The sequence below is a fragment of the Halomonas binhaiensis genome (genome assembly GCF_008329985.2).
Lineage (GTDB): Bacteria > Pseudomonadota > Gammaproteobacteria > Pseudomonadales > Halomonadaceae > Halomonas > Halomonas binhaiensis.
This window is the reverse complement of record NZ_CP038437.2, coordinates 2905288-2929049: the sequence shown is the minus strand read 5'-3', so window position 1 is coordinate 2929049 and position 23762 is coordinate 2905288. Positions and strand designations below refer to the sequence as shown.

At 57.6% G+C, this 23762-nt stretch carries 22 protein-coding genes; 12 read left to right on the top strand and 10 right to left on the bottom strand.

Translation table 11 applies throughout. The annotated features are described in order from the left end of the window. The first annotated feature begins 10 nt into the window (after positions 1-10). From E4T21_RS12880 to gltS, 7 genes are all read left to right on the top strand, one after another. Positions 11-1012, top strand: coding sequence for a metallophosphoesterase (locus E4T21_RS12880; protein ID WP_149287203.1), 1002 nt, complete (start codon positions 11-13; stop codon positions 1010-1012). A 229-nt stretch (positions 1013-1241) separates the two neighbouring features. Then, positions 1242-2084, top strand: a complete 843-nt coding sequence (locus tag E4T21_RS12875) for a rhomboid family intramembrane serine protease (RefSeq protein WP_149285454.1) — start codon at positions 1242-1244, stop codon at positions 2082-2084. Positions 2085-2097: 13 nt separating this feature from the next. After that, entirely contained in the window at positions 2098-2382 is a 285-nt protein-coding gene (locus E4T21_RS12870) for a YeaC family protein (protein WP_149285453.1), read from the top strand. Further along, complete coding sequence (locus E4T21_RS12865) at positions 2366-3202, top strand: DUF2797 domain-containing protein (protein WP_420827708.1); 837 nt, start codon at positions 2366-2368, stop codon at positions 3200-3202. The genes E4T21_RS12870 and E4T21_RS12865 overlap by 17 nt, the downstream gene beginning before the upstream one ends. 397 nt (positions 3203-3599) lie before the next feature. Further along, a complete protein-coding gene (locus tag E4T21_RS12860; protein ID WP_149285452.1) occupies positions 3600-4310 on the top strand; it encodes an IclR family transcriptional regulator in 711 nt (236 codons plus the stop codon). Next, positions 4307-5257 carry a formimidoylglutamase gene (hutG, locus tag E4T21_RS12855; protein ID WP_149285451.1) on the top strand — a complete coding sequence of 317 codons (951 nt, stop codon included), beginning with the start codon at positions 4307-4309 and terminating at the stop codon, positions 5255-5257. Before E4T21_RS12860 ends, hutG begins: the two co-directional genes overlap by 4 nt. Positions 5258-5340: 83 nt before the next feature. Beyond that, the gene (gene gltS / locus E4T21_RS12850) at positions 5341-6546 is read left to right on the top strand and encodes a sodium/glutamate symporter (RefSeq protein WP_205423387.1); all 1206 of its coding nucleotides are present in this window, start codon (positions 5341-5343) and stop codon (positions 6544-6546) included. A 91-nt stretch (positions 6547-6637) separates the two neighbouring features. On the opposite strand, the gene E4T21_RS12845 is transcribed toward gltS, so the two are convergent. Together E4T21_RS12845 and E4T21_RS12840 are read right to left on the bottom strand one after the other, a co-directional pair. Beyond that, complete coding sequence (locus tag E4T21_RS12845) at positions 6638-7054, bottom strand: hypothetical protein (RefSeq protein WP_205423386.1); 417 nt, start codon at positions 7052-7054, stop codon at positions 6638-6640. An 11-nt stretch (positions 7055-7065) separates the two neighbouring features. Further along, a complete protein-coding gene (locus E4T21_RS12840; protein ID WP_149285449.1) occupies positions 7066-8394 on the bottom strand; it encodes a sulfite oxidase in 1329 nt (442 codons plus the stop codon). 211 nt (positions 8395-8605) lie between these two features. On the opposite strand from E4T21_RS12840, the gene E4T21_RS12835 reads away from it, so the two are divergent. After that, a complete protein-coding gene (locus E4T21_RS12835; RefSeq protein ID WP_149285448.1) occupies positions 8606-9304 on the top strand; it encodes a glutathione S-transferase family protein in 699 nt (232 codons plus the stop codon). A 136-nt stretch (positions 9305-9440) separates the two neighbouring features. Here E4T21_RS12835 and E4T21_RS12830 read toward each other — a convergent pair whose 3' ends face one another. The 8 genes from E4T21_RS12830 to E4T21_RS12795 all read right to left on the bottom strand — a co-directional run bounded on the left by E4T21_RS12830 (position 9441) and on the right by E4T21_RS12795 (position 17799). Further along, positions 9441-10454 carry a LacI family DNA-binding transcriptional regulator gene (locus E4T21_RS12830; RefSeq protein WP_149285447.1) on the bottom strand — a complete coding sequence of 338 codons (1014 nt, stop codon included), beginning with the start codon at positions 10452-10454 and terminating at the stop codon, positions 9441-9443. Positions 10455-10570: 116 nt separating this feature from the next. Then, the gene (gene kce / locus E4T21_RS12825) at positions 10571-11503 is read right to left on the bottom strand and encodes a 3,5-dioxohexanoate:acetyl-CoA acetone transferase (protein WP_149285445.1); all 933 of its coding nucleotides are present in this window, start codon (positions 11501-11503) and stop codon (positions 10571-10573) included. Between the two features lie 108 nt (positions 11504-11611). Next, on the bottom strand, positions 11612-12541 hold the full coding sequence (locus tag E4T21_RS12820; RefSeq protein WP_149285443.1) for a 3-hydroxyacyl-CoA dehydrogenase: 930 nt from the start codon (positions 12539-12541) through the stop codon (positions 11612-11614). 34 nt (positions 12542-12575) lie between these two features. Next, positions 12576-13349: an SDR family oxidoreductase gene (locus tag E4T21_RS12815; protein WP_149285441.1), complete on the bottom strand. Its 774-nt coding sequence runs from the start codon at positions 13347-13349 to the stop codon at positions 12576-12578. 97 nt (positions 13350-13446) lie between these two features. Continuing rightward, the gene (locus tag E4T21_RS12810; RefSeq protein ID WP_149285439.1) at positions 13447-14718 is read right to left on the bottom strand and encodes a TRAP transporter large permease; all 1272 of its coding nucleotides are present in this window, start codon (positions 14716-14718) and stop codon (positions 13447-13449) included. Between the two features lie 2 nt (positions 14719-14720). Further along, complete coding sequence (locus tag E4T21_RS12805) at positions 14721-15257, bottom strand: TRAP transporter small permease (RefSeq protein ID WP_149285437.1); 537 nt, start codon at positions 15255-15257, stop codon at positions 14721-14723. 140 nt (positions 15258-15397) lie between these two features. After that, positions 15398-16393 carry a TRAP transporter substrate-binding protein gene (locus E4T21_RS12800; protein WP_149285434.1) on the bottom strand — a complete coding sequence of 332 codons (996 nt, stop codon included), beginning with the start codon at positions 16391-16393 and terminating at the stop codon, positions 15398-15400. 335 nt (positions 16394-16728) lie between these two features. Further along, the gene (locus E4T21_RS12795) at positions 16729-17799 is read right to left on the bottom strand and encodes a substrate-binding domain-containing protein (RefSeq protein WP_149285432.1); all 1071 of its coding nucleotides are present in this window, start codon (positions 17797-17799) and stop codon (positions 16729-16731) included. A 185-nt stretch (positions 17800-17984) separates the two neighbouring features. On the opposite strand from E4T21_RS12795, the gene E4T21_RS12790 reads away from it, so the two are divergent. The 4 genes from E4T21_RS12790 to fdhD are packed head-to-tail and all read left to right on the top strand — an operon-like array spanning position 17985 to position 23732. Beyond that, positions 17985-18479 carry a formate dehydrogenase subunit gamma gene (locus tag E4T21_RS12790; protein WP_149285430.1) on the top strand — a complete coding sequence of 165 codons (495 nt, stop codon included), beginning with the start codon at positions 17985-17987 and terminating at the stop codon, positions 18477-18479. After that, positions 18476-20044, top strand: coding sequence for a formate dehydrogenase beta subunit (locus E4T21_RS12785; protein ID WP_149285428.1), 1569 nt, complete (start codon positions 18476-18478; stop codon positions 20042-20044). The genes E4T21_RS12790 and E4T21_RS12785 overlap by 4 nt, the downstream gene beginning before the upstream one ends. After that, complete coding sequence (fdhF, locus tag E4T21_RS12780) at positions 20041-22920, top strand: formate dehydrogenase subunit alpha (protein WP_149285426.1); 2880 nt, start codon at positions 20041-20043, stop codon at positions 22918-22920. Before E4T21_RS12785 ends, fdhF begins: the two co-directional genes overlap by 4 nt. Beyond that, complete coding sequence (gene fdhD, locus E4T21_RS12775; RefSeq protein ID WP_149285425.1) at positions 22917-23732, top strand: formate dehydrogenase accessory sulfurtransferase FdhD; 816 nt, start codon at positions 22917-22919, stop codon at positions 23730-23732. The genes fdhF and fdhD overlap by 4 nt, the downstream gene beginning before the upstream one ends. Positions 23733-23762 lie beyond the last annotated feature (30 nt).

Here is a 23762-nt window from a genome sequence, read left to right as displayed (position 1 = left end):
GGCCAACGTATTGGAAGGTTATGACCTGATTGGTGATGTGCATGGCTGTGGCGCAACCTTGGCTGTGTTGCTGGAACGCCTTGGCTATCACCTGAAGGGCGGGGTTTATCGGCATCCTCGGCGCAAGGTGGTCTTTCTTGGTGACTTGATCGACCGGGGACCGCGTATTCGGCTGGCCGTGAGCATTGCCAAGCGCATGGTGGAGGAGGGCGAAGCCTATATCGTGCTGGGCAACCATGAAATCAATGCCCTGAGCTATACCCAGAAGGCTCCACCTGGGCTGGAACGTGAATGGCTTCGGCCACATACCCCTCGGCATAATCGCATCATCAAGGAAACGCTGGATCAGTATCACGATCATCCGCAGGAATGGGATGACGCGCTGAGCTGGTTCGCCAGCCTGCCCTTGTGCCTCGACATCGATGGTATCCGCGTCGTTCATGCGTGTTGGGATCATGCCAGGGTCGACAGGCTTCGTGAGTTGAATCCCGATACCTGCATCGACGCGGAATTTCTGGTCAGGGCCTCGATTCCGGACACCGAGGAGTTTGATATTCTCGAGCGTCTGACGCGGGGCGGGGCGATCAAGTTGCCGCAGGGAGTGGTGATTCACTCCGGGGATGGTTTCTCCCGGCGTACCTTCAGGACGCATTTCTGGGCCCAGGATCCCATTACCTGGGGAGACGTGGTGTTCCAACCGGATAACTTGCCTCAGGGGCTGGAGGGGCGGCCGTTGTCGGGTGAGGAGAAGGCGTCGCTGAGCTATTATGGGCCTGATGAACCCCCCTTGTTCATCGGGCACTACTGGTGCGAGGGCATTCCTGCATTGCCTGCGCCTAATATTGCTTGCCTTGACTATAGCGCGGTCAAGTTCGGGCGACTTGTGGCCTATCGCCATAGTTTCGCCAGCTACGCAAAGACGGGGCGCCTTGATGCCGATAACTTTATCTGGGTGCCAGTTCCCCGGGATGCCAATGCGCGGCTTACTCCCCGAGAGATGGAATTTGACTGATACAAAACATTACAAATTATTTTTGTCCAGTCGTGAAACCTTTTCCCCAGGTCAGCGTCAGAGTAGGTGTTCCCTTGAATGATCCCTTGCTCTTGTCCGGCGGCCCCCTCCGCCGGACTTTTTGTATGTGTATGATTTCCCTTCCCGCGCCAGGATCAGGGTGTGATCCTGACGTAAAGAGCGTGAAGACAGCCATGAGCGTGAAGACAGCCAGCGTGCAGGAGGCACCATGTATCGGATCTTGCTGATCCCTCACGATATCGATACCCGCGAGTTGCGCCAGGCGCTGTGGGCACACCGGATTGGCCACCGCTTCACCAATGAAGAAGATGGACAGGTGCTGTGGCTGGCGGATCCAGGGCAGCAGGGGGCAGTGGAAGAACTGTTGGGTCGCTGGCAGCGGGGAGAGGCCTTGACCCCGCCTCCGCAGGCACAGGCTGGAACTTCACTGGATTGGCAGCGTGTCCTGCGCCATCTACCCGTCACGGTACTGACGTTGGTGCTGAGCCTGGTTGTCTTTGGCGCCCAGGCGCTGTGGGGTGACATGGCGCTGATCTGGATGACGATCGTCCCGGTAGGTATCAGCGGAGGGGCCCTGGCGGTGGGAACACTCGCCGATAGCATGGCCTCCGGGCAAGTGTGGCGGCTGATCTCACCGATCTTCCTGCATTTTGGCTGGATGCACCTGATCTTCAACATGATGTGGCTATGGTACTTCGGGCGCCAGATCGAGCTGCTCAACGGCCCTTTGCGCATGTTCACTTTGGTCATCGTGGCCGGGGTGGCAAGCAACCTGGCACAGTACGCCACGGGGAGCGTGTTCTTCGGTGGCATGTCGGGAGTCGATTATGCGCTGTTGGGCTATGTCTGGTTGATGATGCGCAGAGCTCCGCAAAGTGGCTTCTTTGTACCGCAGATGCTTGTCGTGTTCATGCTGCTGTGGATGGTATTCACGATGACGGGTTTTGCTGGGCTGGTCGGCTTTGGCAACGTTGCCAATGCCGCTCATCTGGGCGGGCTGCTCGTGGGCTTGGCGCTCGGCTGGTATCATTCACGCAAACCAGCCATTTAGTGTGGATGTTTCGATGAGTGACATGACCTTCGAACGAATGATTTCCCAGATGACACCGGCCATTTACGAGAGCCTCAAGCAGGCGGTGGCCCTGCGCAAATGGCCTGATGGGCGTCGCCTCACCCAGGAGCAGACCGAACTTTCCCTGGAAGCAGTGATTCGCTACGAAGTCGAGAACAATGTTCCGCCGCAGCAGCGCGTGGGGTATCTGGAACAGCGCACGTGCGGTGGTTCATCCAGTGGCACCGATATTCCTGCTGAACTGGCAGGTCTGGGCCGGGATGCCAGTCGTGACTGACATGCTTGCCAGTGGTTGCCTGACCAAGATGTCCATCGAACCGGCCACTCCCGCTCGTTACACCTTGCGTGCGGGGGAGGCGCGTCTGCCGCTCAATGATTACCTCGGCAAGCCCTTGAGCCTGAGATGGACAGGTGCCATCGCTTGTACCCATTGCGGCCGGCCCAGCAAGAAAAGCTTCGGCCAGGGGTATTGTTATCCCTGCTTCAAGCGTCTGGCGCAGTGCGATTCCTGCATCATGAAACCTGAACTGTGCCATTTCCACGAAGGTACCTGCCGCGAGCCAGAGTGGGGCGAGCGCTTCTGCTTCCAGCCTCATATCGTCTATCTGGCCAATGCCTCCGGACTCAAGGTCGGTATCACACGTGCCAATCAGATGCCTACCCGCTGGCTTGACCAGGGCGCGGTCCAGGCATTGCCGATCATTGCCGTGGATAGTCGTCAGCAATCCGGTTTTGTCGAAGTGCTGTTCAAGAACGAAGTCTCGGACCGCACCAACTGGCGAGCCATGCTCAAGAACGATACTGCGGAGATCGATCTGGCTACCGAGCGTGATCGGCTGCTTGATACTCTGGCTCCTGGTCTTGAGGAACTGCATGAGCGTTTTGGCCAGGATGCCATCCGTGTGCTTGACGAGCCGGCGCAGCGTTTCACCTACCCCGTGCTCGAGTATCCCACCAAGGTAGTTTCCCACAACCTCGACAAGACTCCGGAAATCGAAGGAGTGCTGATGGGCATCAAGGGCCAGTACCTGATGCTTGATAGCGGTGTGATCAATCTGCGCAAGTACACGGGTTACGAGATTGAGCTGATGGCGTGAGGCCGCCCCAGGTCCGCCGTTTTATCTATTTTCCTGTCAGGTTGTGTCGGTTGCCCGTAGCCCGTGGCTTCCCACGACCTGGCTGTGTCTTCCCTCCCGCATCATTGCCTTCCCTTTCCCTTTCCCTTTCCTTTTCTCTTTTTCCCTCATCCCGTCCTGGTAGCCAGGGCGGGGGACGCATTCTATTGATGAATCCGAATTAGACTAAAGTCTCATTATTGGTTTCTCGAAAATTGATAATAAGTTTTCGGAATATTCATTAGTTGGGATACGATTTTATCGAAATCGTTCTTGTCGATAGCACTCTTGCCAAACGTGAACTCCGCACAGACATGTCAGTTGGACACATGTGCATTGAGAAGTGCTTGAGAAGTGCTTGAGAGGTGGGGAGAAAGCGATGGGACCATCCGACCGCATGCTGGCGCTGCTGTGTTGCCTGGCTAATGGCGATGAAGCGATGACCGTCAAGCAATTGGCCGATAGTACCGCTCAGCCGGTTTCCACTGCCTACCGGCATCTTCGCCAGTTGTTGGCCTGGGGGCTGGTCAGCGAGCGTGCCAATGGCCGTTATGCGCCCGGCGCTCAGGCGGTGCGTTTGCAGCAGGGTTTTCTGCGGAGCAATGAACTCATGCGCTGGGCGAGCCCTGTGCTGATGGAACTGACCGAGCGAACTCAGGAAAGCTCTGCCTTGCTGGTGGCATTGCGGGACCATGCCTTGTGCGTCGAGATGATCGATAGCCCCCAGCCACTACGCTGTTGCTACCGACAGGGACAGGTCCAGCCACTGGTGAAGGGTGCTAGTGCGAGAGCGCTATTGGCCTGGATGTCGGATGCAGAACGCGAGATGGCGCTGGCATTGCGGGATGAGCAGGAGCGCAATGAGGCCCTGAAGGGATTGGCAGACATCCGCGAGCATGGCTTTGCTGTCAGCCTTGGTGAGATCGATGAGGGCGTGTGGGGAGCCAGTGCCCCAGTGCTGACACCACGTGGTCAGTTGAAAGCGGTGGTCAGCGTCATGGCACCGCAAAGCCGAGTGTCCGGGCGTGAGGAATGGCTCGCCTGCCAGACCCGTGACAGTGCTCAACGCTTAGGAGAACTTCTGCAGTGACATCAGCATGGTACAGCACAGAGTGCCACCGTTTATGGCGTGGGCGAGAAGATCCTGAGGAAAATGGCGATACGCGCCGTTGGCATCAGGTCATGCAGCCCTGTAACGAAAAGTCCGTGCCGGGACATGCCTTGCTTGGCCTGAGCTGCGACGCAGGTGTCGCACGCAATCAGGGACGTGCCGGGGCCAGACAAGGGCCCGGCGCCTTGCGTGGTCAACTGGCTAATCTGGCCTATCACCTTGATGCTCCTTTGTTCGATGCCGGAGATATTGTCTGCGACGGCGATGCTCTGGAAGACGCCCAGGCGCTGTTTGCTCAGCGTGTTGCAAGCCTGCTCGACCAGGGGCATCGCGTCATCGGCCTGGGAGGAGGGCATGAGATCGCCTTCGCCAGCTTTTCTGGGTTATTGCGTCAACGCCTGCAGTCCTCGGCATTGCCGCGCCTGGGCATTCTCAACCTGGATGCGCACCTGGACCTGCGTCAGGCGGCACGCCCCAGCTCGGGAACGCCTTTCCGTCAGTGTGCCGAACATTGTGCGGAGCATCAGGTAGGGTTTCATTACACCTGCCTGGGAGTTAGTCGCAGCGGCAATACCCGGGCATTGTTCGATAGAGCACACCAGTTGGGAGTTGACTGGGTCATGGACGAAGACTGCCTCGATGAATGTACCGGAGTCGTGCAAGAGGCTGTCGATCGCCTGCTGGCCAAAGTGGATGCCGTCTATCTCACCGTGTGCCTGGATGCGTTGCCGGCTTATGTGGCGCCAGGCGTAAGTGCACCTTCGGCACGGGGTATCTCCCTGCGTCTTGTCGAGGACGTCATTGATTATGTACGTGCCCGTGTCGAACTGCCGGTATGTGATGTAGCAGAGCTGAATCCTGAACGGGATATCGACCAGCGCACCGCCCGGGTCGGTGCTCGTATTGTCGAACGCCTGGCCCGCTGAGGCCGTCGACACTTTCTTGAAACCGGGCTCGGCTGCAGACAGCTGGTCTTCTTGTGCCCGCATAACCCTTCTGGAGCGAAATAATGAATCTGCATCTGGATGCCGTGACAACCACGGCATTGGCCTTGCTGTTGCTGATGCTGGGCGCCTGGCTGAAACGACGCCTGAACTGGCTGGAACATTTCTGTGTTCCCACCCCTGTCATCGGTGGCTTCGGTTTTGCTCTGCTGGCCTGGTTATTGCGTGACTTGGGGCTGGTCGAGATAGACATGGACATGGCCATGCAGTCGCCACTGATGGTTGCCTTCTTTACCACCGTAGGACTGGGAGGCAGCCTGGCCCTGTTGAAGAAAGGAGGAAAGGCGCTGTTGGTCTACCTGCTGGCATGCTGGACCCTGGCCTTGATGCAGAATGGCATCGGCATTGGCATGGCGCATATGCTGGGGCTCGATCCGTTGATCGGCCTGATGGCAGGTGCGACGTCGCTGGAAGGTGGCTTTGGTGCAGCGGCGGCCTTCGGGCCTGAAGCTGAAGCACTGGGGGCACAGGGAGCCACGACTGCAGCGATTGCCTCGGCCACCTTCGGCATGATCGTCGGCGGCATTATCGGCGCCCCCCTGGCACGCTGGATCATCGACCGTCGTCGCGTGCGGATTGAAGCCGAGGATGTGCATGGCCTGGAGACGTTACAGGAAGAAGAGCGCCCCACTATTGGTCGCATTGATGGTTCGGTGTTGCTCAAGGTATTGGCCATTGTCTTGCCGGTGATGGTGCTGGGCGCATGGTTCAAGGAGAGCCTGGGAAGTCATCTCGGTATCATTCTGCCCAGTTATGTCGGCGCCATGTTCGTGGCCATCGTGTTGCGTAATCTCAACGATCGCTTTGCCTGGGTTGAACTTCCTGACAACGCCCTGGCTGCCATCGGAGATGTGGCTCTTGGAGTATTCCTGACCATGGCGATGATGGACCTGAAGATCTGGCAACTGCAGGAGATGGGTGGGTCTTTGCTGATCATTCTGCTGGTGCAGACCGTTGCTATCGTCGGGCTTGCGTTGCTGGTGCTGTTTCGCTTGCTTGGCCGTAACTATGACGCCGCTGTACTCACTGCCGGTTTCGTCGGTCATGGTCTCGGGGCAACACCGAATGCCGTGGCCAACATGAGCGCCGTATGCGAGCACTACAAGGTCGTGTCGCACAAGGCTTTCATCATCGTGCCATTATGTGGTGCGGTGCTGATTGATGCAGTTGCCATTCCTGCCATTACCTGGTGCCTCAACGTACTGGCGTGACAGACTAGCTGATACAGACACATGCGGCCCCTTTGATGATATCAAAGGGGCCGCAGTGCCATGACGGTGTCGTCAAGGCGTTATGAAGACGTTATGAAGAAGACTCAGATTTATTGGAGGGCGCAGCAGGAGGCATCAGCTCGGGTGGCAGGTTCTGGCGCCGGGTTTCATGCTTGGGGCCGTAGTGGCTGGAGAGGTAGTCAAGAATGGTGTTCTCCATTTCCGGGGGAAATTCCCATAGCCCCTGGGTTTCCTGCATCCAGGTGATCAGATCGGCCCAATGCTCTCGACTGCCGCGGTTCTGCGTCACCAGCTTGGCAGAATGACAGATCGTGCAGTTGTTCTTGACCGTTTCCCAGCCGTCGGCAATCACTAGCCCAGTGTCCGAATCGACATCCTGTGCCACGGCTGCATGGGCCAGCAGTGCGCTGATGGTCAGCGACGCGAGCAGGCCAGCCAGTATGCGCCTTGCCCATGACCATTGATGCTTGCGTGATGTCATCACCATGATGCCCCTCCTCAGACGACCTGAACCGCAATGCGATGGCAGGCATTGTTGAGGTAGCCCTTGGGGTTCCATCCAGGTACCACCATGGGTTGGGACTGGCCTTTCTCGTCAACGGCCCGGGCCCAGATCTCGTAGTAACCAGGCTGAGGAAAGTTGATGTCGGCAGTGAAGCGTTGCCAGGCCAGGCGATTGGGGGCTTCCTTGAGGCTAGCTTCTTGCCAGGTGACACCAAAGTCGATCGACACATGCAGCTTGGCAACCGACAGGTCGCCTGCCCAGGCATGGCCGCGAACCTCCAGTACCTGATCCGCAGCGTGTTCTATGCCCGAGCGGGGATAAGTGATCAGTGACTTGACTGGCATGGAGTGAATGGTGACGAATTCGTCCTCCGGAACTTCGCTGCCTGGTGCCACTGGAGTGGCCGGTATGCTGTAGGAGGGGGGCGCCATCTTGGGACCATCGTGCTTCTGGTTGCGTATGACGATCTTGTTCAGCCACTTGCCAGAAACGGAACCTGGCCAGCCGCCACACACCAGGCGCAGCGGATAGCCATTCTGGTAGGGGATATCCTCGTCGTTCATGGCCCAGGCAATCAGGGATTCGTCTTCCAGTGCCTTGCTCATGGGGACACCGCGCGAGATGGCGACTTTTCCAGCAGCACCACTGGCATGTCGGTCGGCACCATAGTAGCCGATATAGACGGCATCCTCGGCGATACCACAGGCCTCCAGTACATCGCGCAGGCGCACGCCGGTAAACCGAGGGCAGGCCACGGCTCCGGTAGTCCACTGGTTGCCGCCAGTCGCGGGCACGAATTCATAACGGCCATTGCCACCGCATTCCACTTGCAGCTGATAGGTATGGGTGTCGAAGCGCTCTTTCAGCTCGTCTATCGTGAAGGTGGTAGGGGTGACGCAGGATTCTCCGGTGATTTCCAGCGTCCATTGGCTGGTGTCGATACTGTCGCGCTCGGGAGGGAGGCCATTGTTGCGCACGAACATGTGGCGCGCGGGTGTCACATCGTCATCCAGCAGATGGGCAGGCGTCTCGGCATTGATGGGACGGTCATTGAGGACGACCAGGCCATCCTTCCCATCAATGGCAAAGGGTTCCTCACTTTGGGCCAGTGCTGCGGGAATCAATCCTCCCGGCATGAAACGGGCAAAGGGAATGCTGGCGCCGAGTACTGCGCTCATGGCAAGCAGGCTTGATCGCTTGAGAAAACCCCGGCGCGTGACAGGGTCTACTTCACGCCCCCAAAGGCGGCGGTCAGCATCGGCCGAGTCCTCGGCATATAGTGAGTGGATGCCACGGTGCTGATCTCCATTTCGGCGACTCATGACGACCTCCTTATGTTGAAAAATTATTAGTTAATAGGAGATGGTTAGTTTAGATGCCGTCCACGCAGCGTGCGAGAGACAGTCGAGGGTTTTCTATGGAACCAGATGGCTCATCTGGCGGGTGAATGGTTCCCATGAACTGTCGAGACCTCTAGGATCGGAAGGGCACCACTCTTCCTTTGAGCCAATACACGCTGCGCTGGGAGCAACAATGTATCAACTACACATTGCCAATCGCGCCACTTCGTCCTGGTCATTGCGCCCTTGGGTGCTGATGAAGTCATTACAGATCCCCTTCAATGAAACCTTGACGCCTTTTGCCGAGGAGGGTGGCAGCGCAGAGCGATTCCGCCGCTTTTCACCAACGGGCAAGGTGCCTTGTCTGATCGATGGCGAAATACATGTCTGGGAATCGTTGGCGATAGTCGAGTATCTTGCGGAGCGTCATGGCGGTGTCTGGCCTGAAGATGACAGCGCGAGAGCCTGGGCTCGTAGTATCTGTGCCGAGATGCATGCAGGTTTTGCAGCATTGCGTAGCCAGTGTCCCATGTGTTGTGGTGTGACATTGAAGCTCAAGCAGCCATCCATGGCGCTGGACAAGGATGTTCAACGTATCGATGAAATATTCAAGCAAGGGCTTGAACGCTGGGGCGGAGCTTTTCTCTGTGGAGACAGGTTCACGGCCGCCGATGCCTTCTTTGCCCCTGTGGCATTGCGTGCGAAGTCCTATGGATTGCCGCTGAGCCGCATGGCACAAGACTATGTGGAGCGTCTGGTGCTACATCCTCCCATGCAGGAATGGCAGCGCCTGGCAGTGGCGGAAAAATGGCGTGAGGCTGGCATCGAGACCTATCTGATGGAACACTGCGACATTGTCGAGGATCTGCGGGCATCGGATGTGGCGCGATGAATCCTGTGCGCGCATTGGTATACCTGCTGTACTGGCATACAGACAGCTGGTGGGTTGAGAACCGTCGATGAAGAGCACCCCGTGAGGGCGGGGTGCTGAATACTCGCAAGAAAGTGCCAGTACGCCCGGGGATCGGTTAGCACTTGAGAGGAGGACGAGTGCTTCCGCGTACCATGGGGACGATCGGCAGTTTGATGTGTTGTGGCTGAGTTTCCTCATCACGAACCTGGTGCATCAATAGCTCGGTGGCTTTGATCACCATGTCATCAATGGGTTGTGCAACGGTTGTCAGGTCATGGCTGGGCCATGCTGCCATGGCAACGTTGTCGAAACCCATCACGGAAACATCCTCGGGGATGCGTAGCCCGAACTCATGACGTGCTGTTTCCATGACGGCGATGGCCATCAGGTCATTGGCGCAAAAGATGGCATCAGGCGGAGACTCACGGGAAAGCAGGCGCCTTGCCGCCTGGCGTGCATCATCGTAGCGATAATGGCCGATGTCCTGATAGGCCAATGTGTGCCCGGCTGCTTCGAGTCCTGCTGCAAAGCCATCACGGCGCTGTTCACTGGTAGAACTGCCTGCGAGGCCGGCCACGAACGCGATTCTGTGGTGGCCAGCCCTGGCCAGATGCGTGGCCGCCCAGAAACCACCATGGAAGTTGTCGCAGCCCACCTGGCTGATGCCTGCATAATCCACGGTGCGATTGATGATGACCGTTGGTATCCCGACATCCGCGAGCATGGATGCCTGATCGACACTGAGGGTGATGGCCAGCATCAGCACGCCTTCCACCTGGCTGCGGATCAGGCTGTCGATCACATCATTGATGCTTTCGCCTGGGCTGGCGACGAACAGCTGCAGATGATAATCCTGTCCTTGAAAGAAGCGTGCAGCTCGTTCCAGCACCATCGAGTAGAAGGGGCTTTCAAGACTATGAATCACGACTGCCACGGTACGGCTTGAGCGAGTGGTGAGTGAGCGTGCAATAGAGTTGGGGCGGTATCCCAATTCTTTGGCTGCATCGAGGATTTTCTGCCGGGTTGCCTCGGATACGCTGGCTTTTGGAGAAAAACACCGGCTGACCGCTGACTGTGAGACCCCCGCGAGTCTTGCGACTTCTCGAGAGGTCACTCCTTTCTTTTTCACCGTTGGTACTGTCCTCAATCTATCCTCGCTGTAAGCCTCGCTGCCAGAGGCACCGGCCCCTGGCAGTCCTTCGCATTGTAGATGACGCGATATCGAGGTTGCGAAGGAAACTTGTCCTAGAAGGCGACGTTGTTCGCGCCCTTGAGTTGCAGCATCTGTCGCGCATCGTCAGGGCTGGCGACTTCAAGCGACAGTGATTCGAGCATCTGCCTGGCCTTGGCAACCTGGCTGGCATTGCTCTCTGCAAGCTTGCCGGGACCTAGCCATAACGAATCTTCCAACCCTACTCGCACATTGCCTCCCATGGCGGCGGACTGTGCAGCAATTCTCATCTGGCTGCTGCCTGCGCCCAGCACAGACCAGGCATAGTCACTCCCGAACAGTCTGTCCGCCGTGCGCCGCATGTGGATGACATCTTCCGGATGGGGACCAATCCCCCCCAGTATGCCAAAGACACTCTGGATAAAAATCGGTCCTTCGATGACGCCTCGGTCAACGAAGTTCTTCAAGCTGTAGAGATGGCCAATGTCATAGCACTCGCACTCGAATCGGGTGCCGTTCTTCCCGCACAGTGTCATGATTTTTTCGATGTCCGAGAAGGTGTTCTTGAACACCAGGTCACGGCTGTTTTCCAGATGCTCCCGCTCCCATTCATGTTCGAACTCCGTGTAACGATTCAACATGGGGAACAGGCCGAAATTGATGGAGCCCATATTGAGGGATGCAAGTTCTGGCTGGAACTCGATGGCGGGTCGCATGCGTTCCTCGACCGTCATGTGGGGGCTGCCTCCCGTCGTCAGATTGATGACGGCACCCGTGGCTTCCTTGATTTGCGGGAGGAAGCGTTCAAAGACGGCAGGATCCTGGGTGGGTTTTCCTGTTTCAGGGTCCCGTGCATGCAGGTGGAGGATGGCAGCACCTGCCTCGGCGGCGGCAATGGAGGCTTCGATGATCTCCTCTGGTGTTACCGGCAGGTAGGGAGACATGGAAGGAGTATGGATGGCTCCGGTGACAGCACAGGTAATGATGGACTTGCGTGGAGTGGCCATGTGAGGCTCCTTTGCGGGAAAAAGATAACCTTTACTGAAAAAAGACAACCTTTGCTGGAAAAGAAAACCTTTACGGAAAGAGAGCTCCTTCAATGGAAAGAGCACCTTTCAGTGACGGGTTCGTTGATGGCTGATAAGGGCCATCAAGCTCTGGTCCCGCCACTGCTGGCGTGGGGAAAGGTCGCTGGCTGCCACCTGTTGACGGAGTTCGCTTTCTATCGTCGCCAGCAGTTCTGGATGCCAGGGCGCTGTATCGCTGCGCTGCCTGTCGATGTCCTGGTAGAGGGGGCCATAACGCTTGGCATAGTCACAGATGCCGCCAGGCGCATTGAGGTCGATAGTCTCGAGAGGCCCCATGAATGACCAGCGCAGCCCCAGGCCATGCTTGACGGTCTTGTCGAGATCTTCTGCCGATATCACGCCATCCTGCAGAAGTCTCATGGCCTCATTGAGCAGGGCGCCTTGCAATCGATTCAGAACAAAGCCTTGAACTTCCTTTCTTACCAGTACGGGTTGCTGGCCTGTCTCGAACAGCAAGCGCATGGTGCTCTCCACCACCTGTTCCGACGTCAAGGGGCTGGGTACAACCTCGACCAATGGAATCAAGTAAGGAGGATTGACAGGGTGGGCCACCAGACAGCGTTGAGGGTGGGAGAGATGGTGGCTGAAATGTGAGGCCGAAATACCCGATGTCGAGCTTGCCAGTATCGTTTCCTGTGCGACGAGTGCTTCCATCTGCTGGTACAGGTCGCGTTTGACATCAAGCTGTTCCGGGCCGCATTCCTGCACATACAAGGTGCCTTCCAGAGCCTTGGTCAGGCAATCATTGAACTGGATGCAGGAAAACGTCTCTGTGGCGGAGGTCAGCAGGTCAGCGGCCACCAGATCGGCAAGCGACTGCTGGATTGCCGAATGGGCTTCTTCCAGAGCCGCCTGGCTAGGGTCGTAAAGCCGTACCGCATGGCCTGCCCGGGCGAACACGATGGCCCAGGCCCGGCCAATCAGTCCTGCTCCCACGACAGCAATATGTGGTGTCATCTAGATGTCCTCAAGCTTGGGGAATCAGGGGGGATTAGAGTGATTCGACATTGGCGCAGACACTGAGCGCTTGGCCACAGATGTTGCTGCCCCCGGGTGCGGCCAGAAACAGCGCCATGGCCGCAATGTCACTCGGTTCCACCATCTTGCGCATGGAGATCTTTGCCAGGTTCTCCGCTTCCATCTCGTCGTAGCCAATGCCTCGTTTTGCTGCCCGATCCCTGATCACTTGCTCGATCCTGGGGCCGCGCACGATGCCCGGCAGAATCGCATTGACTCGAACCCCGGCGGGGCCCCATTCACAGGCGAGGCTCTTGGTCAGACCGACGATTCCCCATTTGCTGGCGGCATAAGGCGTGCGATAGGCAAATCCCAGACGTCCCGCCACAGAGGCCATGTTGATCAGGAGCCCCCTGGAAGCCTGAAGCGCCTTGGCTGAGCGGCTGGCAACGTAGTATTGGCCGTTGAGGTTGATATCGATGGTCCTGCGCCACTGCTCCGAAGTGATTTCATCGATGCCCCCGGTGGGGCCGGCGATACCCGCATTATTGACGACGACATCGAGCCCGCCGAGGTAAGACAGGTCATCGAACAACCGTGTGACATGAGATTCATCACTGACATCGGCATGCGTTGCAGCAATACCGTCGGGTAATGCCGCAATGGCAGCCTCATCCAGATCGCAGACATGAACATGGGCGCCGGACTCATGGAAGGCCCGGGCGATTTCAAACCCGATGCCATTGGCTCCAGCGGTGACCAGAACACGTAATCCAGGTTGAGGAACAAGGCTTTCGACAACGGTCATAGGTGTATCCTTTTGCATTGAATGGGGCGGGGCATGAGTGAAATTCCTTTTTTCTCAAGACCGGCTCTCAAGACCGGTTCTTAAGACCGACAGCGTTTCATCGCAGCGAGGGCAGCCAGGTCGACAGGGACGGAACCATGCTGATGATCAGAAGGTTGACCAGCACAATGGCAACAAAGGGGGCGATGGCATAGGAAAGGCGTGTCACGCTGACCTGGGATATCTGGGAAGCCACAAACAGGTTCAGTCCTACCGGCGGGGTGAACATGCCCATGGCCAGGTTGACGACCATGACGACACCAAGGTGAATCGGGTCGAATCCAAAGTTGATGGCGATGGGGAGCAGGATAGGCACCAGGATCAGAATGGCTGCAGCGGCTTCAATGAACATTCCTGCAATCAGAAGCAGAAGATTGACAAGCAGAATGAAGAGCAAGGGGCTGTCAATGGTGCCTATGACAAACTCCGAGATCATGGTAGGGACACGCAGGCTTTGGAGGATTCTTCCATACACTCCTGCGGCGCCAATGATGATCAATACCACAGCCGTCATGACGGCAGCTTCCTGAAAGATCTTCGGTAGCTCTCGGAAGTGGATTTCCCGGTAGACCAGCGTGCCAATGATGAAGGAGTAGACCACCGCGACCACTGCAGCTTCTGTTGGTGTGAAAAAGCCACCATAGATGCCGCCAAGAATGATGATGGGCATGAAAATGGCCAACAGTGCCTTGCGTCCAGCCTGATAGATGTCGTGCCAGGAACTCTTTTCTTCTCCTCCATGGTGCTTGCGTCTGGCATAGAAATAGGCATAGACGATCAGGCTGAAGGTGAGCATCAGGCCCGGTAATACGCCAGCGACAAACATGTCTCCTACTGAAACATCTGCAGCGATGGCATAAAGAATCAATGGAATGCTTGGGGGAATAATGACACCCAAAGCCCCGGAGGCAGCCTGATTGGAAGCGGCATAGTCGCTGGCATAGCCTTTTGCCACCATGGCAGGAATAAGAATGGAGCCAATCGCTGCAGTGGTGGCTGCTCCAGAGCCGGATATGGCGGCAAAGAACAACGAGGTGAGAATGGCCACCATCGCCAGTCCCCCGGTCATGCTGCCCACGAGGGTATTGGAAAAATCGACCAGGCGTTTGGAAATGCCCCCACTCTGCATGAGATATCCGGCAAGAATGAAGAATGGAATAGCCATCAAGGGAAAGGAGTTGACGGAAGCAATGAACTGCTGAGCAATGATCAGCATGGGCATCAAGTCACCCTGCCAGACAGTGATGGCAGAAGCGAGGCCAAGAGAAAAGGCGATAGGGACGCCAATGATGAAAAAGACGATCAATGATCCGAAGAGTAATAATGCCATGATTATGCCTCCTCGCTTCTGGGTTCTTTATGTGCGAGTTCTTGCAATGCGCATTCTTCCGACACGCATTCTTTTAACAGCAGGTCAATGGAATTGATGATGATGACGATGCCGCCAAGCGGGACGGCAATGTATGGCCACATCATGGATATTCTGGTGCTTGGCGCTGTCTGGTGGGAAACGCGGTCGACAATATCGAAACCAAAATACGTCAATATGAATGCAAAGCAGATGGAAGATAGGATGATCAGAATTCGTATCATCTTTCCAAGCACGGGGCTGGCATGTTCCAGTGCGATATCTATCGATATCAGCAACCCCTTTCTGAAGGCGAATCCTGCACCGAGAAAGGTCAGCCATATCATGCAGAACCTGGCAATTTCTTCAGAGAAATAGAGCGGTTTTCCAATGACGAACCTGGCAAAGAACTGCCAGAAGATAAGAACCGTCATGACCAGCAGCGTGAAGGCCAAAAACCAGCCTAGAATGCAGTTGAATCTATCAATGCCCTTGCGTACAGCCGACAGTGAACGCCTCATGAAAGGACCTCCTGGATGCTGGGGGAGTCTCGCCGCCGGTAGTGCCCGGCGGCGGCTACCAGGGTTATGTGGCAAGGTTCATGCGTGATGGCAGTCATCAGCCATGGAGTGACAGCGATGAACCGGGCGGCAGGCGGGAACTAGTCGTTGAAGTTCACCGCAGCATCGACAAGGTCCTTGCCGACGGTTTCCGACCACTCATCGATCACAGGCTGGACAGCTGCCTTGAACGCAGGCAAGTCAGGCTCAGTGACCGTCATGCCCTTTTCCTCGAGCTGAGTCAGGTAGCGGTTTTCCAGTTCCTGACTTGCTTCACGCTGTACGGGAAGAGCAAGTTGCGCCGCCTCGAGAATGATGGCCTGGTCCTCTTCACTGAAAGAGTTGAACAGGTCCAGACTCATCATCAGCGGCGCAGGTGAGTAGACATGCTTGGTCAGGTTCAGGTAGTTCTGCACTTCGAAGAAGTTGACGTCATAGATGGTTGCCAGAGGGTTTTCCTGACTGTCCATGACGCCTTGCTGAAGCGCGGTGTAGACCTCGGTCCATGCCATGGGAGTAGCGTTGGCACCCAGTGCCTCCCAGGTATCGACCTGAACGCGGCTTTCCTGGGTGCGATGATTGATTCCCTTGAGGTCTGCCGGTTCATGGATCGGACGCACGGAGTTGGTCTCGTGGCGGAAACCATTTTCCATCCAGGCCAGAATCTTCACGTTCATCTGATCTTCGGCGAGTTGTGCCAGCTGCTCTCCGTATTCGCTATCGAGAAACGCATAAGCATGGGCATGGTCATTGAACACATAGGGCAGGTCGAACAGCATGAATTCGTCGACAAATCCTCCCATCGGGCCGGTTGAGGAGATTCCTGCGTCAATGGTGCCAAACCCCATGCCTTCAACGACTTCCCGCTCAGCACCAAGTGCATTGTCATAGTGTGGCTCGATAGTGAGTCTTCCTTCGGACAGCCGCTCGAGTTCCTCGCCAAACTTCAGGACGCCGATTCCCTGCTGGGAATCCGGACCGAGAGGCAGGCTGACGTCGATGGTTTTTTCTGTCCCGGCATTGGCTGCCAGAGAGGTGCCAAGGGCGGTGATGCATACCATGAGACGAAGGGAAGGAAGGTAACGCGTGGTTAGCATGTCGAGACTCCCAGCGAGAGAGGTGGACTCTCGTTTTGTGATTGCGTGAGATTTGTTGTTGAAAGTGGGGAGCCAGGGAGGCACTGATCCAAGGCTCGCGGAACCAGTGTTCACCTTGAATGCATCCGGATGCAATAAGATAAATTAAGAAAGTTGATATGTGTTTATTAAGATATTGATATTAAAGTAAATATACTTTGGTTTAATGGATTGAATACGGAGTCGGTATACTGATTGATAAGCGAATTGGCTGATCAGTGGATTGGCAGATCGTTAAGTAGTGAAGGTGTGATGCAAAGACAGGACATGCCGCCCTTATCATGGGCGGCATGTCATCATGAACGCGGGCTGAGCAGCAGCTCAGTGGTTTCGATCACCTGGCCGCAACGGTGGGGGGCATAGCCCGGCAAGGTCGATACGGCTTTCTGGAAGTCTTCGCTGCGCAATATCTCCAGCAGGCGCATGAAGCGAGAGTCCTGAAGGCTGCGTTGCTGGCAGACCAGCAGGTAGTTTTCCTGTGCGAGAGGAACGAAATCCAGGCCAAAGCGTTGCGCTGCTGCCTCGACACCAAACCCCGCATCTGCCATGCCCGCCGCCACATATGCCGCTACGGCAGAGTGGGTGTATTCCTCTACCTCATAGCCGGGGATGGCACTTGGCCTGATACCTGCCTCGTTCAGCAGTCCATCCAGCAGTGCCCGGGTGCCAGATGTCGCCTGGCGGTTGATGAAGCGCACTTTTCTTCCAGCCAAGGCCGGGAGCCCATCGACTCCCAAGGGGTTGCCTGGTGCCACCATCAGGCCCTGATTGCGCGAAATGAACCCGATGACGCGGTGACTGCGTGGCTTGAGCAAGCCTTGATAGTCGCGAATGACCTGTTGCCCCACGGGGCCCTGGGGAAGATGGAAACCTGCCAGGTCACAGGCCCCGCGATTGAGCGTTGCCAGTGCCTCCCGCGGGCTGCAGTACTGCAGATCAAGGCTCAATTCCTGAAGATATTTAGGCAGCAACTCGACGGCAAAGCCATGGCTGGCATGCAGTCGCAGGACGGGTTGAACACCCTCAAGTTGCTGCTGGATAGCCAGGTTGAGTTCCGACCCAAGACTTTCCAGCTGAGGGCCCAGGCGGGCAATCACTCGCTGCTCGGCCCAAAGCAGTTTCTTGCCCAATGGGGAAAGCTGTGCGCCCCGTCCACGAGTCAGTTCGACCAGGGGTGTGCCAAAGAACTGTTCCCATTTCTTGAGTAGATTCCAGGCATGGCGATAGGAGACACCAGCATCCTCGGCAGCCTGGGTCAGCTTTCCATGTCGATGGATGGCCTCGAGCAGGGCGAATAGCGTGGGATCGATCTGATTGCCGGATTCGTCACTGAAGTACCAGGCGGGGGTGATTTGAATACGTTTCATATGAACAAAGTTTCATATTTTATGCTTGTTCGCACAATGGTAGCTTTGATCGCACCGTGACGCACGTATTTCATAGACCCTTCATGGCTGTTTTATAGCGAAACTGCTGTAGGCATGAATACCAACTCTAAATATGAATTGTCGTGCATATTTGATACAGCAAGATAACAATCAGGGGGAGTGCAATGAGCAAGCCTCGAGAGGGCAACCCTCAGTCAGTTCAGGCCGAGATAGACGCCCTGAAGCATAAGCCAGGGGCCTTGTTGCCTATCCTGCACGCCATTCAAGATCGCCTCGGCTTCATCCCTGAAGCGGCTATCGCACAGATCGCTGATGCCCTCGGCCAGACCAAGGCTGAGGTGCATGGCGTGATCAGTTTCTATCACCATTTTCGCACGACACCGCCAGGCCGCCATGTGGTGCAGATCTGTCGTGCAGAGGCCTGTCAGGCGGTTGGTGCCCGCAGTCTGGAAGCTCATGCCAAGGCAAGCCTGGGCATTGATTACCATCACACCACCGCGGATCGCGAGATCACCCTGGAAGCTGTCTACTGCCTTGGCAATTGTGCCTGCGGACCGTCCGTGAGGGTCGATGATCGAGTGCTGGGCCGAGTTACCCCTGAGCGCTTCGATGCCTTGACCGATGCGTTGCGGACACAGATTCTGGAGGTGGCCGGATGAGTATTCGTGTCGGTGTTCGTGTATTCGTACCTTGCGACACCACGGCCCTTTCCCTGGGCGCAGATGATGTCGCGGCGCGCCTAGAGCGAGAGGCGCAGGCCCGTGGCCTGTCCATCACCCTTGTGCGTAACGGCTCTCGAGGCGCTGCCTGGCTGGAACCCCTGGTAGAGGTAGAAACTGCCAATGGTCGCATGGCCTATGGGCCGGTCAGCGCGGACGACATTCCTGAGCTGCTGGATGCCGGAATGCTTGAAGGCCGTGAAGAGCATGCACTGGCGCTAGGGGCAACGGAAGCGATTTCCTACTTCGCCAGGCAGCAACGCCTCACCTTTGCCCGTATCGGTGTCACCGATCCGTTGTCGATTGTCGATTACCTGGCCCATGATGGTTTTCGTGGCCTGGAAGCCGCGCTTGCCCGCGCGCCGCGGGAAATCGTCGAAGAGGTCAAGGCTTCGGGACTGCGTGGTCGTGGCGGGGCAGCCTTTCCCACCGGCATCAAGTGGCAGACGGTTCTCGATACCGAGGCAACGCAGAAATATATCGTATGTAACGCCGACGAGGGCGACTCCGGGACTTTCGCTGACCGGCTGGTGATGGAATGTGATCCCTACATGCTGATCGAAGGCATGACCATTGCCGGTCTCGCGGTAGGGGCGACTCAAGGCTACATCTATCTGCGCTCGGAATATCCTCTGGCCCTGGAAATCCTGCAAACGGCGATTGCTCGTGCCGAAGCAGCGGGTTATCTGGGAGATGATATCCGCCACAGCGGCAAGTGCTTCCACCTGGAAGTGCGCCTGGGTGCGGGCGCCTATATCTGCGGCGAGGAAACCTCGTTGCTGGAGAGTCTCGAAGGCAAGCGGGGACTGGTGCGTGCCAAGCCTCCGTTGCCTGCCATCGAAGGGCTGTTTGGTCTTCCCACGGTGGTCAACAACGTGCTGTCGCTGGCGGCTGTGCCCTATATCCTCGCCGAGGGCGGCCAAGCCTATGCCGACTATGGCATGGGGCGCTCGCGCGGTACTCTGGCGCTGCAGCTAGCAGGCAATGTGCAGCGCGGCGGGCTGGTCGAGTTGGCCTTTGGTGCCACCCTGCACGAATTGATGGAAGAATTTGGTGGCGGCACGCTCACCGGCAGGCCTCTGCGTGCCGTGCAGGTAGGCGGGCCACTGGGTGCCTACCTGCCACAATCCCAATGGCAACTGCCACTGGACTACGAGGCTTTCTCTGCTGCTGGAGCCGTACTCGGGCACGGCGGTGTGGTGATGTTTGACGATAGCGTCGACATGGCCGAACAGGCCCGCTTTTCCATGGAATTCTGCAAAGTGGAATCCTGTGGCAAGTGCACCCCTTGTCGTATCGGTTCCACCCGTGGGGTGGAGGTCATCGACCGTATCCGCGCCGACGAGGACCGAGACGCCAACCTCGCCCTGCTGGAAGATCTCTGCGAGACCATGGTGGATGGTTCCCTGTGTGCCATGGGGGGCATGACGCCTTTCCCGGTGCAGAGTGCCCTGACGCATTTTTCCGCTGATTTCCGGCGCCCCGCAGATGGAGGCCGCTCATGATCGAGCACTTCGACCCCCGACAGCATGCCCAGGACCTTGGTACTCCAGAGCCCCCCCAAGGCCCCCCTGTGAGTCTCGAGATCGATGGCATCAATGTCACGGTACCGGCAGGCACTTCGTTGTTGCGTGCTGCGTCTCTCGCGGGAATCCAGATTCCCAAGCTGTGTGCCACGGATAGCCTGGATGCCTACGGATCCTGTCGTCTGTGTGCCGTGCAGGTGACAGGAAAGCGTGGCTATCCTGCAGCCTGCACAACGCCGGTGGAAGCCGGCATGCAGGTGACGACCCAGAATGAACGCCTGGCCAAGTTACGCCGCAACGTGATGGAGCTGTATATCTCCGACCATCCGCTGGACTGCCTGACATGTCCGGCCAATGGTGACTGCGAGCTGCAGGACATGGCTGGGGCGGTTGGATTGCGCCAGGTGCGCTATGGCTTCGAGGGCGAAAATCACCTGCAGGCCGAGCAGGACCATTCCAACCCCTATTTCAGCTTCGATCCCAGCAAGTGCATCGTCTGTTCGCGCTGCGTGCGGGCCTGCGAGGAGGTTCAGGGTACCTTTGCCCTGACCATTGAGGGCCGGGGCTTTGACTCCAAGGTCTCTGTGGGACCGGAGCAATCCTTCCTGGCATCCGACTGTGTTTCCTGCGGTGCCTGTGTGCAGGCGTGCCCCACCTCCACATTGATGGAGAAGAGCGTCATCGAGGCCGGCCAGCCTGAGCACAGCATCGTCACCACCTGTGCCTACTGTGGTGTGGGCTGCTCTTTCGAAGCCCAGATGAAGGGCGACCAGTTGGTGCGCATGGTTCCCTACAAGGGAGGCGATGCCAACCATGGTCATTCTTGCGTCAAGGGACGCTTTGCCTTCGGTTATGCAACACACCCTGACCGCCTGACCAGCCCGATGGTGCGAGAGTCCATCGACCAACCCTGGCGTCAGGTGAGCTGGCAGGAAGCGATCGATTTTGCTGCCCAGCGCCTCAAGGCGATTCAAGCCAAGCATGGCCGTGAAAGTATTGGCGGGATCACCTCTTCGCGTTGCACCAACGAGGAGACCTACCTGGTACAGAAGCTGGTGCGTGCCGCCTTTGGCAACAACAACACCGACACCTGTGCCCGGGTTTGCCATTCTCCGACAGGGTATGGCCTCAAGACGACGCTGGGCGAGTCTGCCGGCACTCAGACCTTCGATTCCGTGATGCAGGCCGATACCATCCTGGTGATCGGTGCCAACCCCACCGATGCCCACCCGGTATTCGGATCGATGATGCGTCGCCGTCTGCGCGAAGGTGCCACGCTGATCGTGGCCGATCCACGCCGCATCGATCTGCTCAAGACGCCGCATCTCAAGGCGGCCCAGCATCTGCCACTGCGCCCGGGAACCAACGTGGCGCTGATCAACGCCCTGGCTCACGTGGTCGTGACGGAAGATCTGGAAGATCATGAGTTCATTGCCAAGCGCTGTGATACGGCGGCCTACCGGGCCTGGCGTGATTTCATCAGCGATGCGCGTCACTCTCCCGAGGCCAGCGAGGCCATCACGGGAGTGGACGCCGAGGCCGTTCGCCGTGCTGCACGCAGCTATGCCACTGTAGGCAATGGCGCCATCTACTACGGCCTGGGTGTCACCGAACACAGCCAGGGCTCCAGCATGGTCATGGGCATCGCCAACCTGGCCATGGCTACCGGCAATATTGGCCGCGAAGGCGTCGGGGTGAACCCGCTGCGTGGTCAGAATAACGTGCAGGGTTCCTGCGACATGGGCTCTTTCCCCCATGAGTTGCCAGGTTATCAGCACGTATCCAATGCCGAAGCACGAGGACGTTTCGAAGCGGCCTGGGGTGTCGATCTGGATGACGAGCCAGGTCTGCGCATTCCCAACATGTTTGATGCGGCGATCGAAGGCAGCTTCAAGGCACTGTATGTGCAGGGTGAAGATATCGCCCAGTCCGACCCCAATACGCAGCATGTCGAGGCGGCGCTATCTTCCCTGGAATGTCTCATCGTTCAGGATATTTTCCTCAACGAGACGGCCAAGTACGCTCACGTACTGTTGCCCGGATCGAGCTTCCTGGAGAAGGATGGCACTTTCACCAATGCAGAACGGCGTATCAACCGGGTTCGACAGGTCACGGCGCCCCTGGCAGGCAAGGCAGACTGGGAAGTCACCCAGGAGCTGGCCCAGGCCTTGGGCTACCCGATGAACTATCGCCATCCGTCCGAGATCATGGATGAGATCGCCAGTCTCACGCCGAGCTTTGCCGGTGTCAGCTATGCGCGACTCGAAGCAGAAGGCAGCCTGCAGTGGCCATGCAATGCCGAGTACCCCGTGGGTACACCGACGCTGCATGAGGTCGACTTCCCGATTGGCCTGGGACGCTTCGCCATCACCGAATATGTCGCGACGGAAGAGCGCACCAACCGTCGTTTCCCTCTGTTGCTGACGACCGGGCGGATTCTTTCCCAGTACAACGTCGGTGCACAGACCCGGCGTACCGACAACCAGCACTGGCACGACGAGGATGTGCTGGAGTTGCATCCTTCTGATGCGGAGGTGCGTGGTGTGCGTGATGGCGATTGGCTGGGTATCACCAGCCGAGCCGGCCAGACGGTGCTGCGGGCGCGTATCAGCGAACGCATGCAGCCGGGTGTGGTGTATACCACCTTCCACCATCCGGGGAGTGGCGCCAACGTCATCACCACCGACAATTCTGACTGGGCCACCAACTGTCCTGAGTACAAGGTCACGGCGGTACAGGTGGAGAAGGTCAGTCAGCCCTCGGCCTGGCAGCAGCGCTTCAGTGATTTTGACCGGCAGCAGCGCGACCACCTGGCATCAGCCCAGCAGGTGTCGGGCAAGGCAGTGGCACCATGACCTACCAGCACTACTCGCTAGAGGTACGTCGAGGGGAACAAGGGCATATCTCGGCTCAGGCCGAGGATGCCCTGGCCAGTGAAGTGCCCGTGGCCATGGTCTACAACGGCATTTCCCACGCAGTGATGATGGCAAGCCCTGCGGACCTGGAGGATTTTGCTCTCGGTTTCAGTCTATCCGAGGGCATCCTGATGCATCCTCATGAGTGCTACGACCTTGAGGTGCAGGAACAAGCGCATGGGCTGGCGGTGCACATGAAGATTGCTGGCCAGCGGCTTGATGTACTCAAGCAGCAACGGCGCAACCTGACGGGGCGTACCGGCTGTGGCCTGTGTGGAACCGAAGCCCTGGAACAGGCCATCCGGCCCATTTCTCAGGTCACTGCACCTACCATCCGGGACAGCGCCATCCAGCATGCCCAGGCGTCCCTGGCCCAGCATCAGGCATTGCAGGCCATGACCGGGGCCACGCATGGTGCAGCCTGGTGTAATGCTCAAGGTCGCATCGAGCTGGTACGCGAAGATGTGGGGCGACACAACGCGCTGGACAAGCTGATCGGGGCGCTGGCGCGCCGTGGCGAGAGTGTTGCCGATGGCTTCGTCCTGGTGTCCAGTCGCGCCAGCTATGAAATGGTCCACAAGAGCGCCAGTGCAGGCATCGGGGCGCTTGTGGCGGTTTCAGCAGCCACGACCCTGGCCGTGGAGCAGGCACGGGAAGCCAACATGTTGCTGGTGGGGTTCTGCCGTCCGGGACGTCACCTTGTCTATCATCGTCCAGAGGCCGGCGGGTTGTCGGCCATGGCCACGTCTTAGGGAAATGCTGCATAAATGCCTGCGCGACTC

Coding starts and splice junctions, on each gene's coding strand:
- gltS (WP_205423387.1), top strand. CDS start 5,341: ATGAATCTGCATCTGGATGCCGTGACAACCACGGCATTGGCCTTGCTG.
- E4T21_RS12790 (WP_149285430.1), top strand. CDS start 17,985: ATGAGCAAGCCTCGAGAGGGCAACCCTCAGTCAGTTCAGGCCGAGATA.
- kce (WP_149285445.1), bottom strand. CDS start 11,503: ATGGCCACTCCACGCAAGTCCATCATTACCTGTGCTGTCACCGGAGCC.
- E4T21_RS12795 (WP_149285432.1), bottom strand. CDS start 17,799: ATGAAACGTATTCAAATCACCCCCGCCTGGTACTTCAGTGACGAATCC.
- E4T21_RS12800 (WP_149285434.1), bottom strand. CDS start 16,393: ATGCTAACCACGCGTTACCTTCCTTCCCTTCGTCTCATGGTATGCATC.
- E4T21_RS12785 (WP_149285428.1), top strand. CDS start 18,476: ATGAGTATTCGTGTCGGTGTTCGTGTATTCGTACCTTGCGACACCACG.
- E4T21_RS12845 (WP_205423386.1), bottom strand. CDS start 7,054: ATGGTGATGACATCACGCAAGCATCAATGGTCATGGGCAAGGCGCATA.
- E4T21_RS12810 (WP_149285439.1), bottom strand. CDS start 14,718: ATGGCATTATTACTCTTCGGATCATTGATCGTCTTTTTCATCATTGGC.
- E4T21_RS12805 (WP_149285437.1), bottom strand. CDS start 15,257: ATGAGGCGTTCACTGTCGGCTGTACGCAAGGGCATTGATAGATTCAAC.
- E4T21_RS12835 (WP_149285448.1), top strand. CDS start 8,606: ATGTATCAACTACACATTGCCAATCGCGCCACTTCGTCCTGGTCATTG.
- E4T21_RS12875 (WP_149285454.1), top strand. CDS start 1,242: ATGTATCGGATCTTGCTGATCCCTCACGATATCGATACCCGCGAGTTG.
- E4T21_RS12840 (WP_149285449.1), bottom strand. CDS start 8,394: ATGAGTCGCCGAAATGGAGATCAGCACCGTGGCATCCACTCACTATAT.
- E4T21_RS12860 (WP_149285452.1), top strand. CDS start 3,600: ATGGGACCATCCGACCGCATGCTGGCGCTGCTGTGTTGCCTGGCTAAT.
- E4T21_RS12870 (WP_149285453.1), top strand. CDS start 2,098: ATGAGTGACATGACCTTCGAACGAATGATTTCCCAGATGACACCGGCC.
- fdhD (WP_149285425.1), top strand. CDS start 22,917: ATGACCTACCAGCACTACTCGCTAGAGGTACGTCGAGGGGAACAAGGG.
- E4T21_RS12865 (WP_420827708.1), top strand. CDS start 2,366: ATGCCAGTCGTGACTGACATGCTTGCCAGTGGTTGCCTGACCAAGATG.
- fdhF (WP_149285426.1), top strand. CDS start 20,041: ATGATCGAGCACTTCGACCCCCGACAGCATGCCCAGGACCTTGGTACT.
- E4T21_RS12815 (WP_149285441.1), bottom strand. CDS start 13,349: ATGACCGTTGTCGAAAGCCTTGTTCCTCAACCTGGATTACGTGTTCTG.
- E4T21_RS12820 (WP_149285443.1), bottom strand. CDS start 12,541: ATGACACCACATATTGCTGTCGTGGGAGCAGGACTGATTGGCCGGGCC.